Genomic DNA, 12,634 nt, shown 5'->3' on the forward strand with positions numbered 1-12,634 from the left:
GATTCTTTATTTGGTCGCATTATCACGGGCGTCAAGTTGATCCAACTTGACTGTGAAATGCTTTAGCCCTTTTGTATCAGAAAATGAAAAACCCGACCCTCATTCTGCTGTTCCAGCAGAATATGCCCTTCTGACTGGCAGAAATGGGCAATATCGAGTGGGGAAAGCGGATCAGTGGTTTCAATCCTGATCCGGTCACCGGCAGACAAGTCTTGCAATTTTTTACGGGTTTTCAAAACAGGTAAGGGGCATTGCAGCCCCTTAAAATCATAAAAAACTTCAGCTTCAGCGGTCATTTTATTGGCCGGTCAGCCGGTTCCAGAGAGATTTCTTCTCAGCTGTTGCCGCCGGCATATCCGGTGTTACCTGAGGGGCAACAACGGCTGCTGCTGCCGGATTGTTGTTCGGCACAGGAACAGAAGCGGTTGCATTCTGATCCAGAACAGGCTGGGCTGCCGGTACATTAGCTGCAACCGAGGTTGCAGCAGGTGCTGTTACAGGTGTCTGAGCGATCGCTGTCGGTGCTGCAGTATCCGGCGCGCCCGGTGTCTCGGAAGAGGCAGGGCTTAAGGATGGCGGCGTGCGGGATACTTTCTCACCACGTGCGCGACGTGCACTCCAGTCAGATACCAGTTTTGCTTCCTGAACACCCATGATTGAAGGCGCAGGCTGTTTTTTCGATGATTTATTCAGCGCGCTCGAAAAAGCTGCATCATAGGTTTTCTGATAGCTGGAATAAGCAGACTGGATTGAATCCGGCTGCGACATTGGCGGGCAGGCGGCAGAAGCCGAAAGTCCCTGCTGTCCCGGGAAATTCTGATTAAAGACGTAACGCTTGCCACAAACATCGACTTTCGGCGGTACTTTTGTAATTTCGAACTGGTCATAGCCTTCTTTAAGCATGGTCCAGAACTGATAATTCGGATCATTCTTATAGCGCGCCATATTGGCGGCTGTCATACGGAACGGATAGGCCTGAACCTGAAAATCGCGCTGACCGCCCTTAAAGGCATCGCGTCCGAAAGCATAAATTTCAGACATGCTTTCGTCAGTCATGGAATAGCAACCGGCAGAAGAACAAGCGCCATGCACCATCAAATGCTGACCGGTACGGCCATTGGCACGGTCATAGGCATTCGGAAAGCCGAGATTGAACGACAGGTAATATTGGGAGTTCGGGTTCATCTGCGCAGCAGAAACCGAATAGAAACCTTCCGGTGCCTGACGGTCACCCTCTACATATTTAGGACCGAGCTTGCCTGACCATTTGCAGATCTCATAGGACGCAACCATGTCATAGCGGCCGTTGGTTTTCTGTTTCCAGACTTCCAGAACGCCTTCTTCCTTGAAGATACGCGCCATAACCGGCGATGTCTTGTTCATGCCCTTGGCTTTGATTTTAGCCAGAACTTTGGAAGGCAGCTCACGCTCTGCTTTAGCGCCGACACCATCAAAGACTGAACCCTGACAACCGGCAAGTGCTACGGTTGCGATCAGTGAAGCAAAAATTGCAGTTCTGAGTTTCATGAGTGTCACCGGCAATATTAGGCAAGAGTTGGAACAAAATATCCTGAAATAGCAAAAAGGCAAATTTTCAGCCGCAATCAGTTTGTCCCGTAGTATCGGTCAGTATGATTGATAAAGTGTTATTAACTTAGCATCGGGCAATATTTACAACAAATGACCCGTATTGACCATATGCCTTAGAGCAGTTCCTGTGACGGCTGAATTGCCGGAACAGCTCTCTTTTTTTGTTAAGCACATTGTCCAACGTAAAACGGCTTAGCACTTTTGCCGGAAATGCTCTTAAAACATAAAGGCCGCGCTGGTTGCGCGGCCTTTATGTGGAATAAGTGGTTGAAATCACAATCAGAGATTACGACCCATGGCCAGATATTTCTGACGACGTTCCTGTTTCAGTGTTTCGCCGTCCATGCCTTCAAGAGATTTCAGCGCTGTTGCAATCACTTCGCCTGCAGCATCGATAATCGCATTTTTACCGCGATGTGCGCCGCCGAGAGGCTCAGGAATAATATTATCAATGATTTTCAGCTCAAGCAGATCCTGCGCTGTGATGCGCATATTGGTGGCTGCATCTTTGGCACGGGTCGAATCACGCCACAGAATAGAAGCAGCACCTTCCGGTGAGATCACCGAATAGATTGCATGTTCGAGCATGTAAACGCGGTTAGCGACAGCAATCGCAATCGCACCACCGGAACCGCCTTCACCGATTACAACCGTGATAACCGGTACACGCAGTTTCAGGCTCATTTCCAGCGAGCGGGCAATGGCTTCTGCCTGACCGCGCTCTTCCGCACTCACACCCGGATAGGCACCGGCAGTATCAATGAATGTGATTACCGGCAGTTTGAAACGGTCAGCCAATTCCATGATACGGATGGCTTTACGATAACCTTCGGGACGCGGGGAACCGAAATTATGTTTCAGGCGGGTCTTGGTGTCATTGCCTTTTTCCTGACCGAGCACCGCAACAGCCTGACCGTTAAAACGCGCAAAACCGGCCTGAATGGCCTGATCTTCGGCAAAGTTACGGTCACCGGCCAGCGGCGTGAATTCTGTAAACAAGCGGTTCACATAATCCAGACAATGCGGACGGTCCGGATGACGGGCGATCTGCACTTTCTGCCAAGGGGTGAGTTTACGGTAAATATCTTTCAGCGCGTCGCTAGAGCGCTTTTCAAGGCGCCGTATCTCATCACTCATCTCGACACTGCCGCTTTCCTGCGCCAGCTTTTTCAGTTCGAGGATCTGACCATCGAGATCTGCGACGGGTTTTTCGAAATCAAGGTAATTATACATATGACCTGACTATTACGCTCCGGAGACTAAAACCATCAGACATTAAGGTCTGAGAGAGGGTTTCATCTGTCCTATATAGATTGTCTGACAGAAAAATCTATCTGCCGAATATGTTTCTCTTAAACTTCATAGCGTCAATCGGCAAGCGGATGATGCGTTGCAACGAGCTGATGCAGTCTTTCTTCCAGCATATGGGTATAAATTTGTGTCGTAGAAATGTCCGAATGGCCTAATAATTGCTGAACGGCACGTAAATCTGCACCATTTTGCAAAAGATGACTGGCAAAGGCGTGACGCAGCACATGGGGAGAAACCGCAGCCGCTGCAATACCGGCACGCGCTGCCAGTGCTTTCAGATCACGGGCAAAGACCTGCCGTGCCAGATAACCGCTTTCTGAGCGGGCAGGAAACAGCCAGGGACTATCCTGCCATTCCGGTACTCTGTCACGCAGACCCACATAAAGCTGCAGGACATTCTGCGCTTTGACCGAGAGCGGCACCATGCGTTCCTTGGCACCTTTACCGCGCACCAGCAGAAAGCGTTGATTGCTGCGGATGGTTTTTTCCGGCAATCCTACAAGCTCGCTGACACGCATACCGGTGGCATAGAGCAGTTCCAACAACGCATGCAGACGCACGGCGTTGAAGTAGCCGCTCATATCTTCCTGGGGCTGCGCTTCTGTTTCAGCCTGCGCCAGCAGCCTTGAAACTGTGTCTTCGCTCATAATTTTAGGCAGTGCCTGATTTTTCTTCGGCGCATCGATGATACCGGTCGGATCGTCGCTGCGCATGCCTTCAGTATAGAGAAAGCGGAAAAATTGCCGCAAAGAGGAGAGGCGGCGTGCCTGTGAAGTGGAAGCGAAGCCTTGAATATTCATCTCATCAAGGCAGGCTTTAATATCGACGGAATTGGCTGAAACCAGTCCGGTTTTGCGGCCTGCCATAAATTCCGCAGCGGTTTCCAGATCGCGGCGATAGGATTCCAGCGTATTCTCGGCGGCACCCCGTTCCGCACTCATCATTTCCAGAAACGAGTCGATTGCAGCATCTGTTGAGAGATTATTCTGCATCTTCAGCCTCCGGTTCACCCTCTGTATAGGGCGATGGCACAGGGGCAGGGCTGACAGGTGCTGTATCGCGCGGTTGCTGCACCATTTTATGTGCCGGTACGCGAACAATAATCTCTGATGTCACCGGACTGACCGTTTTCACAAGTACCAGCATCAGCCCGTAAATACAGGCAGAAATCAGAGCCAGAAGGATAATCAGGCGGGTGAGGGTCGGCATAAGGGTAATAGTGCTTTCACAGTGACAAAGATATTTGGTGCCATTGTGCCCTGATAATCTCAATAAAGCCTAACCAAATTCGACAGGAAAAAGAAAAGGCCCGGTAAAAACCGGGCCTCGCATTCTGTATAATCCGCAGATTATATCTGACCAATTACATATGGATCGGCTTATCGTAAGTGGCCATTGCCGATTCACGAACAGCTTCCGACATGGTCGGATGTGCGTGGCAGGTACGGGCCAGATCTTCGGAAGAACCGCCAAACTCCATCAGAACGGTCAGTTCGTGGATCATTTCACCGGCATTGTAGCCGAGGATATGCGCACCGAGAACTTTGTCTGTAGCTTTGTCAGCCAGAATTTTCACAAAACCGTCTGTGTGCTGCATAGCACGAGCACGGCCATTGGCTGTGAACGGGAATTTGCCGACTTTATATTCAATACCGGCAGCTTTCAGTTCTTCTTCGGTTTTGCCGACAGAAGCAACTTCCGGCTGGGTGTAAACAACGCTCGGGATCACATCAAAATTGACGTGGCCTTTCTGACCGGCGATGATTTCTGCAACGGCAACGCCTTCATCTTCGGCTTTGTGCGCCAGCATCGGGCCTTTAACCACGTCGCCGATTGCATAAATGCCGGCAACATTGGTCTGCCAATGATCGTTGATCGCAACGCGGCCGCGTTCATCAACAGCAACACCGGCTTCGGCCAGACCCAAACCATCTGTGTAAGGGCGACGGCCGGTCGAAATCAGAACAGCTTCAGCTTCAAGTGTCACTGCATCGCCGCCTTTAACAGGTTCGAAAGTCACCTTGGCGCCATTGCCGGATTTTTCAACTGCAGTCACTTTGGCGCTGAGTTTGAAATCAATGCCCTGTTTAGCCAGCATACGCTGGAACTGCTTGGAAACTTCGCCATCCATGCCGCCGAGGATCTTGTCGAGATATTCAACAACAGTCACTTTGGCGCCCAGACGCGACCATACGGAACCGAGTTCCAGACCGATCACGCCGCCGCCGACAACAACCAGAGTTTCAGGCACTTTGGTGAACTCCAGCGCGCCGGTTGAAGAAACAATGACTTTCTCGTCAATATCAACATTAACGCCCGGAATACCGGCAACATCAGAACCGGTGGCGATGATGATGTTTTTGGTTTCGAGTTCTTTGACAGAACCGTCTTCAGCAGTCACAGAAACTTTGCCTGCAGCAACAACTTTACCAAAACCGGTGAAAGCTTCGATCTTGTTCTTCTTGAACAGGAATTCAACGCCGCTGGTGTTGGCTTTAACAGTTGTTACTTTGTGCGCCAGCATTTTTTCGAGGTTCAGCTTCGGTGCGCTCACTTCAACGCCGAGCGCGTCGAAAGAATGACCGGCTTCAGCAAAAACTTCAGAAGCGTGCAGCAATGCCTTTGAAGGGATACAGCCGACATTGAGGCAGGTGCCGCCGAAAGTGCTGCGTTTTTCAACAACGGCAACTTTCAGGCCGAGCTGGGCAGCTTTGATAGCTGCAACATAACCGCCAGGGCCGGTACCGATAACAACGACATCATAAGACATTGCTTAATCCTTTTAACTCTTTTTAAGTCCGTTCAGGCAGGGGATTTCTGCATGAAGACAAGGGTCGATCTTTTATTCTTCGGGTGTGCAGGCTTTAAAGCGAAACACTTCCCAGTTCAGCGGCTCGGCCGGTTTGGCCGTTCCAAAATCATAACTGTCCAGCATACTGACAAAATCCGGCAGGAGGATTGCTGCGGCAGCCGGTTCATCATTGCGGGGCAGAAACTCTGCATCTGCACCATCTTTAAGCGCATATACTACGCCCTGCCAGATTGTGCAGTCATCAATTTCATCTTCAGCATTATCGTCACCCGCACAATTATAGGTGATCATGGCTGTCGGGCGGGCTGCACCGTCTGTCCATTGCACAGTGCCCTGTAATTTGAATTCAGGTTTGTCATTGGCAATGATGGTGAAACTGTTGCCTGACTGCTCATCATCTTTTTGAACAGGGCTGAAAGTCAGTGTGTAATTCTGGTCTTTGTCGGAATAGGCGGCGCGGTTCTGCATACAGGCGGCTGAGGCAGCAGCAGTGGCGGTCAGCAGAATCGTACAGCTTGCGAGACAGGCAATAGTCTTTTTGAAAATGGCTGATTTGATAGGCATTGTTCCCTCACCGGGCTTGTCAATTCTGATTTACAGCATCGGCCTGAGCACGATCCGTAGTTCTAATGGGCTTGCTGACTGGCCAGCTTAATTCCTAATCCGATAAATACCATACCGGTCACGCGATTAAACCATGCACCCAGAGCGAAAAAGCGTTTACGCACGGGTTCCAGCGTAAAGAACAAAGTCACAATTGCAAACCAGCCGATGACGACGATTGCGATCAGAATCCCGTAAATACCCTGAATTGCAGCCGGTGTTTCATGGCTGACAAGGGATGAGAACAAGGAGAGGAAAAACAACACGGCTTTCGGGTTCAGCGCATTGGTGATGAAACCCATAGTAAAGCAGCGCTTGGCCGAAATTGCTTTTTGTTGTGGTTGAGCAGCTTCGCCGTCTGTCTGAAGAATTTTATCTGCATCGGCTGCATTGAGCGGTTTTTCCCGCAGCGCCTTGATGCCGAGATAAAACAAATAGGCAGCACCCGCCCATTTAATCAGCGAAAACAGAAACAGAGACTGGGATACGATCAGGCCGATACCGAGGATCGTATAGGAAATGTGGAACATCAGCGATGCGCCGATGCCAAGACTGGTGATGAAGGCTGCACAGCGGCCATGCACAATGCTCTGACGCACAATCAGCGCGAAATCCGCACCGGGTGCTACGAGCAGGATCACGAATACCGCCATCAGACCGGTGAATTCGATCACATACTGCATGAGAGGCTCCGTGAGATCAGAAAAAGAAAGAGCCGCAGGGCTCAGAAAAGATGCAGTTGAAAAGAGCGCTGTCGGGAGACAGCGCTCTTAGTCAGTTTATTACAGGTCGAGAACCAGACGTTCCGGATCTTCCAGGCTGTCCTTAACGCGAACGAGGAAGGTCACAGCTTCTTTGCCGTCTACGATACGGTGATCGTAGGACAGAGCCAGATACATCATCGGACGGATAACGATCTGACCGCCGACAACAACCGGACGTTCCTGAATTTTGTGCATGCCGAGAATACCGGACTGCGGTGCGTTCAGGATCGGGGAAGACATCAGGGAACCATATACACCACCATTGGAGATGGTGAATGTGCCGCCCTGCATATCAGCCATGGAAAGCTGACCGTCACGGGCTGCACGGCCGAGACGACCGATTTCTTTTTCGATTTCAGCAATCGACATCTGGTCGGCATCGCGCACAACAGGAACCACGAGACCCTTGTCAGTACCGACAGCAACGCCGACGTGAGCAAAGTTCTTGTAGATGATGTCTGTGCCGTCGATTTCGGCATTAACAGCAGGGATTTCTTTCAGAGCATGGGTCACAGCTTTGGTGAAGAAACCCATGAAGCCGAGCTTAACGCCGTGCTTCTTCTCGAAGATATCTTTGTAGCGTGAACGCAGATCCATAACCGCGCTCATATCCACTTCGTTATAAGTGGTCAGCATGGCTGCAGTGTTCTGAGCATCTTTCAGACGACGTGCAATGGTCTGACGCAGACGGGTCATTTTCACGCGTTCTTCGCGTGGTGCATCACCGGCAGGGGAGGCCGGACGAGCAGCAGCAGCAGGTGCGACGGCTGCAGGTGCAGTGCCTTTTGCAAGCGCTGCAAGAACATCACCTTTAAGAACCTGACCACGCTTGCCGGAACCGTCAACCTGATCGCTGTTCAGGCCGGCTTCAGCCATCAGCTTGGCAGCTGCCGGCGCCGCAGGCATAGAAGAAGCTGCCGCAGGCATGGAAGAAGAAGCAGTTGCAGCAGGAGCAGCAGCGGCTACAGGTGCAGCGGCTGGCGCAGCAGCAGCAGGTTTGGCTTGAGGAGCAGCAGCTGCGCCCGATGCATCAATCTGGCCGAGCAGGGCATCGAGACCAACATTGTCACCTTCCTGAGCGGTGATTTCTGTCAGAACGCCGGAAACAGGCGCAGGAACTTCGATAGAAACCTTGTCGGTTTCCAGTTCAACCAATGGTTCATCAGCAACGATAGCGTCGCCGACTTTTTTGAGCCATTTGCCGATGGTTGCCTCTGTGACGGATTCCCCGAGGGTGGGAACGCGGATTTCGGTTGCCATGGTTTTATCTTCCCTGGATCTTTAATCTGAATGATAGGCGACCCGCTGAGGATAAATCAGCGGGTCAGAAATTTAAACTTTAAGAACCGAGCGCATCTTCAAGGAAGGCTGCGAGCTGTTCAAGATGCTTGGACATCAGACCTGTTGCAGGCGATGCGGCAGCCGGACGGCCTGCATAGCGGGCACGCGGATATTTCGCATCAATATGCGCCAGAACCCATTCCAGATAAGGTTCAATGAACGACCATGCGCCCATATTCTTCGGCTCTTCCTGACACCAGACGATTTCTGCACCGCGGAAACGGGACAGTTCGTTGATGAGGGCTTTTGCCGGGAACGGATAAAGCTGTTCAACGCGCAGCAGGTAGATATCGTCGATACCGCGTTTTTCACGCTCTTCGTAAAGATCGTAATAGACTTTACCGGAGCAGAGAACCACGCGACGGATCTTGGCATCTTTCTGCAGCTTGATCGGCTGATCCTTGAGATATTGCGCATCATCCCACAGCAGGCGGTGGAATGTGCTGTCTCCGGACAGTTCGCTCAAGGAAGAAATCGCACGCTTGTGACGCAGCAGGGACTTCGGTGTCATCATGATCAGCGGCTTGCGGAAGTCGCGTTTCATCTGACGACGCAGAATGTGGAAGTAGTTTGCCGGTGTCGTAACATTGGCAACCTGCATATTATCTTCAGCGCAAAGCTGCAGATAACGTTCCAGACGTGCGGACGAATGTTCAGGCCCCTGACCTTCATAGCCGTGCGGCAGAAGGCAGACGAGACCGGACATACGCAGCCATTTGCGCTCACCCGAAGAGATGAACTGGTCGAAAACAACCTGAGCACCGTTGGCGAAGTCACCGAACTGGGCTTCCCACAGCACGAGTGCGCGCGGATCTGTCAGCGAGTAACCATATTCGTAACCGAGCACGGCTTCTTCCGAAAGCATCGAGTTGATGGCTTCGTAGATCGCCTGACCCTTCTGAAGATTATTCAGAGGAATATAGCGGCTCTGATTTTCCTGATCGTAAAGAACAGTGTGACGCTGTGAGAATGTACCGCGTTCCACGTCCTGACCGGAGAAACGGATCGGGTGGCCTTCGAGAGACAGCGAACCGAATGCCAGCGATTCAGCTGTTGCCCAGTCAATGCCTTCACCGCTGTCGATCATCTTTGAGCGATTGTCGAGGAAGCGCTGAATGGTGCGGTGTACGTTGAAGCCTTCAGGGGTTTCGGAAAGTTTCTTACCGATTTCCTTGAGGGTTTTCGCCGGTACGCCGGTTTTACCGCGACGCTGTTCATCAGCATTGTCAGCTGTGCGCAGACCTGCCCATGCACCGTCGAGCCAGTCGGCTTTATTCGGCTTGTAGTTCTGGCCGGCTTCGAATTCTGTTTCCAGCTTGTCGCGCCAGTCAGCTTTCATCTGGTCGATGTCAGCCTGTGTCAGAAGACCTTCGCCAATCAGCTTTTCACTGTAGAGCTGTACAGTGGTTTTGTGCTTGCGAATTTCTTTGTACATCAAAGGCTGTGTGAACGCAGGCTCGTCGCCTTCGTTGTGACCGAAGCGGCGGTAGCAGAACATGTCCACAACAACCGGCTTATGGAAGGTCTGGCGGAATTCGGTTGCAACTTTTGCAGCGAAGACAACAGCTTCCGGATCATCACCATTGACGTGGAAAATCGGTGCTTCAATCATTTTCGCTACATCGGAAGGATATGGCGAAGAACGGGAGAAGGCCGGATTGGTGGTGAAACCGATCTGGTTATTGATGATGAAGTGAACTGTACCGGCAACGCGGTGACCGCGCAGACCCGACAGGCCGAGGCACTCAGCAACAACGCCCTGACCGGCAAATGCCGCATCACCATGCAGCAGCAGCGGCATGACTTTGGCGCGTTCTGCCAAAGGTACGATTTCATCACGGGTACGACCAGCCAGCAGATCCTGCTTGGCGCGGGCTTTACCCATAACAACCGGATTGACGATTTCCAGATGCGAAGGGTTGGCTGTCAGCGACAGGTGAACGGAGTTACCGTCAAATTCGCGATCCGAAGACGCACCCAGATGGTATTTAACGTCGCCTGAACCTTCCACATCATCCGGCGCATAGGAGCCGCCTTTGAATTCGTGGAAAATAGCGCGGTGCGGTTTGCCCATAACCTGAGAAAGCACGTTCAGACGGCCACGGTGAGCCATACCGAAAATGATTTCCTTTACGCCCATGGAACCGCCGCGTTTGACGATCTGTTCAAGGGCAGGGATCAGGGATTCACCGCCATCGAGACCAAAGCGCTTGGTGCCTTTGTATTTCACGTCGATAAACTGCTCAAAGCCTTCAGCTTCGATCAGTTTGGACATGATGGCTTTCTTACCTTCCGGTGTGAAAGCAATGCTCTTATTGGCGCCTTCGATGCGCTCCTGAAGCCAGGCTTTTTCAGCCGGATCAGAAATGTGCATGAATTCAAAGCCGATTGTCGAGCAATAAGTGCGCTTCAGAATATCGAGCATTTCGCGAACGGTCGCATATTCGAGGCCGAGCACGTTGTCGATGAAGATTTTGCGGTCAAAATCAGCCGGTGTGAAACCGTAATTTTCCGGAGCCAGTTCATTGTGATCATTCGGCTTTTCGGAAAGACCGAGCGGATCGAGATTGGCATGCAGGTGGCCGCGCATACGGTAAGCGCGGATCATCATGATCGCGCGAACACTGTCACGTGCTGCCTGTGTAATTTCTGCTTCAGACAGAGCCGGTGCAGCAGCAACAGCTTTGCCGCCTTTGCCTTTCAGCTTGTCTGTCATATGTTTTTCAACATCTGCCCAGTTGCCGTCGAGAGCATTGGTCAGCTCATCTTTCGGCGTCACAGGCCAGCTGCTTTTTTCCCAGGATGCACCGCGGGCATTTTCAATCACATCTTTCGGATTGTCACCGAGATTTGCGAAAAAATCGCGCCATTCTGCATTGACCGAATTCGGATCGGTTTCATATGCAGCATAGAGCTCCTCAATATAGTCGGCATTGCCGCCATAGAGAAACGAGGTCAGGGCGAAAACGTCATTGGCTTCTTCTTGCCGTGCCATTGTCCTTGCCGGAGTATCCACTCCGTCTCCTTATACCGGCCATACCGGAAAATCTTCCGGTCCCGTTTTAAGTTGCTGGTCTGTTGTCTCTGTTCTGAGAAATAGTGCGTTTGTACTGATTTCCAACAGAAACGGGCATAAGTTTTAGTCTAGTGAACCCGGTTCGGGGCTTGAGGCGTGCCATGGGCCACGAACCGGGCTTTTTAGAGGCAGTCACGTTGCGCGACTGCCAATATTGTCAGAGTTCCAAGGGATTAGCCCTGAGAGCTTCAACCCAAAGGTCTTAGCCCTTGAGAACTTCAACCCAAAGGCAATTAGCCTTTGAGAACTTCAACAAGAGTCTTGCCGAGCTGTGCAGGCGATGGGGAAACGCGGATACCGGCTTCTTCCATAGCTGCAATCTTGTCTTCAGCGCCGCCCTTGCCGCCGGAGATAACAGCACCGGCATGACCCATGGTGCGGCCTTCCGGAGCAGTACGACCGGCGATAAAGCCAACCATTGGCTTCTTACGGCCGCGCTTGGCTTCGTCTTTGAGGAACTGAGCTGCTTCTTCTTCAGCCGAACCACCGATTTCACCGATCATAACGATCGATTTGGTGTTGTCGTCTGCGAGGAACATTTCCAGCACGTCGATGAATTCTGTGCCTTTAACCGGATCGCCGCCGATACCAACAGCGGTTGTCTGGCCGAGACCTTCATTGGAGGTCTGGAACACAGCTTCGTAAGTCAGTGTACCGGAACGGGAAACAACGCCGACCGAACCTTTTTTGAAGATATTGCCCGGCATAATGCCGATTTTGCATTCTTCAGGGGTCAGGATGCCCGGGCAGTTAGGGCCGAGCAGGCGTGATTTTGAACGTTCCAGACGTTCTTTCACGCGTACCATGTCCATAACCGGAATACCTTCGGTGATGCAGACGATGAAGCCGACTTCAGCTTCGATTGCTTCGATGATGGCATCAGCTGCACCTGCAGGCGGAACGTAGATTACGGATGCATCTGCACCGGTACGTTCTTTTGCTTCAGCAACAGTTGCAAAAATCGGCAGGTTTTCGCCCTTGGAACCTGTCCAGGTTTCGCCGCCCTTTTTAGGGTGGATACCGCCGACCATCTGGGTGCCGTAATAGGCAAGAGCCTGTTCAGTGTGGAAAGTACCTGTCTTCCCGGTCAGACCCTGAACGAGAATCTTGGTGTCCTTGTTTACAAGAATAGACATG

At 51.7% G+C, this 12,634-nt stretch carries 11 protein-coding genes; all 11 read right to left on the reverse strand.

The features are described 5' to 3' along the window. Positions 1 to 62: 62 nt before the first annotated feature. The gene (locus JNC80_RS03875; protein ID WP_022709333.1) at positions 63 to 296 is read right to left on the reverse strand and encodes a sulfurtransferase TusA family protein; all 234 of its coding nucleotides are present in this window, start codon (positions 294 to 296) and stop codon (positions 63 to 65) included. A gap of 1 nt (position 297) precedes the next feature. Further along, positions 298 to 1,527 (reverse strand): hypothetical protein, encoded by a 1,230-nt coding sequence (locus JNC80_RS03880; RefSeq protein WP_225685459.1) that lies wholly within the window; start codon positions 1,525 to 1,527, stop codon positions 298 to 300. 342 nt (positions 1,528 to 1,869) lie between these two features. Next, positions 1,870 to 2,823, reverse strand: coding sequence for an acetyl-CoA carboxylase carboxyltransferase subunit alpha (locus JNC80_RS03885; RefSeq protein ID WP_376709550.1), 954 nt, complete (start codon positions 2,821 to 2,823; stop codon positions 1,870 to 1,872). A 134-nt stretch (positions 2,824 to 2,957) separates the two neighbouring features. Beyond that, positions 2,958 to 3,893, reverse strand: a complete 936-nt coding sequence (gene xerD, locus JNC80_RS03890) for a site-specific tyrosine recombinase XerD (protein WP_376709551.1) — start codon at positions 3,891 to 3,893, stop codon at positions 2,958 to 2,960. Beyond that, a complete protein-coding gene (locus tag JNC80_RS03895; protein WP_376709552.1) occupies positions 3,883 to 4,110 on the reverse strand; it encodes a hypothetical protein in 228 nt (75 codons plus the stop codon). Before JNC80_RS03895 ends, xerD begins: the two co-directional genes overlap by 11 nt. Before the next feature lie 154 nt (positions 4,111 to 4,264). Next, positions 4,265 to 5,671: a dihydrolipoyl dehydrogenase gene (lpdA, locus tag JNC80_RS03900; RefSeq protein ID WP_151158856.1), complete on the reverse strand. Its 1,407-nt coding sequence runs from the start codon at positions 5,669 to 5,671 to the stop codon at positions 4,265 to 4,267. Positions 5,672 to 5,743: 72 nt separating this feature from the next. Next, positions 5,744 to 6,277 (reverse strand): hypothetical protein, encoded by a 534-nt coding sequence (locus JNC80_RS03905; protein ID WP_075653903.1) that lies wholly within the window; start codon positions 6,275 to 6,277, stop codon positions 5,744 to 5,746. Positions 6,278 to 6,339: 62 nt separating this feature from the next. Continuing rightward, the gene (locus JNC80_RS03910; protein ID WP_376709553.1) at positions 6,340 to 6,999 is read right to left on the reverse strand and encodes a LysE family translocator; all 660 of its coding nucleotides are present in this window, start codon (positions 6,997 to 6,999) and stop codon (positions 6,340 to 6,342) included. 99 nt (positions 7,000 to 7,098) lie between these two features. Further along, positions 7,099 to 8,340 carry a 2-oxoglutarate dehydrogenase complex dihydrolipoyllysine-residue succinyltransferase gene (gene odhB / locus JNC80_RS03915; protein WP_376709554.1) on the reverse strand — a complete coding sequence of 414 codons (1,242 nt, stop codon included), beginning with the start codon at positions 8,338 to 8,340 and terminating at the stop codon, positions 7,099 to 7,101. Positions 8,341 to 8,419: 79 nt separating this feature from the next. After that, complete coding sequence (locus JNC80_RS03920) at positions 8,420 to 11,416, reverse strand: 2-oxoglutarate dehydrogenase E1 component (protein ID WP_116088615.1); 2,997 nt, start codon at positions 11,414 to 11,416, stop codon at positions 8,420 to 8,422. Positions 11,417 to 11,730: 314 nt separating this feature from the next. Then, the gene (gene sucD / locus JNC80_RS03925; protein WP_022712276.1) at positions 11,731 to 12,633 is read right to left on the reverse strand and encodes a succinate--CoA ligase subunit alpha; all 903 of its coding nucleotides are present in this window, start codon (positions 12,631 to 12,633) and stop codon (positions 11,731 to 11,733) included. Position 12,634 lies beyond the last annotated feature (1 nt).

The organism is Pseudochrobactrum lubricantis (assembly GCF_041929865.1).
Lineage (GTDB): Bacteria > Pseudomonadota > Alphaproteobacteria > Rhizobiales > Rhizobiaceae > Pseudochrobactrum > Pseudochrobactrum saccharolyticum.

Bases quoted from the DNA above. Each gene is read 5' to 3' on its own strand.
- JNC80_RS03875 (WP_022709333.1), bottom strand. From the start codon at position 296: ATGACCGCTGAAGCTGAAGTTTTTTATGATTTTAAGGGGCTGCAATGC.
- JNC80_RS03880 (WP_225685459.1), bottom strand. From the start codon at position 1,527: ATGAAACTCAGAACTGCAATTTTTGCTTCACTGATCGCAACCGTAGCA.
- JNC80_RS03885 (WP_376709550.1), bottom strand. From the start codon at position 2,823: ATGTATAATTACCTTGATTTCGAAAAACCCGTCGCAGATCTCGATGGT.
- xerD (WP_376709551.1), bottom strand. From the start codon at position 3,893: ATGCAGAATAATCTCTCAACAGATGCTGCAATCGACTCGTTTCTGGAA.
- JNC80_RS03895 (WP_376709552.1), bottom strand. From the start codon at position 4,110: ATGCCGACCCTCACCCGCCTGATTATCCTTCTGGCTCTGATTTCTGCC.
- lpdA (WP_151158856.1), bottom strand. From the start codon at position 5,671: ATGTCTTATGATGTCGTTGTTATCGGTACCGGCCCTGGCGGTTATGTT.
- JNC80_RS03905 (WP_075653903.1), bottom strand. From the start codon at position 6,277: ATGCCTATCAAATCAGCCATTTTCAAAAAGACTATTGCCTGTCTCGCA.
- JNC80_RS03910 (WP_376709553.1), bottom strand. From the start codon at position 6,999: ATGCAGTATGTGATCGAATTCACCGGTCTGATGGCGGTATTCGTGATC.
- odhB (WP_376709554.1), bottom strand. From the start codon at position 8,340: ATGGCAACCGAAATCCGCGTTCCCACCCTCGGGGAATCCGTCACAGAG.
- JNC80_RS03920 (WP_116088615.1), bottom strand. From the start codon at position 11,416: ATGGCACGGCAAGAAGAAGCCAATGACGTTTTCGCCCTGACCTCGTTT.
- sucD (WP_022712276.1), bottom strand. From the start codon at position 12,633: ATGTCTATTCTTGTAAACAAGGACACCAAGATTCTCGTTCAGGGTCTG.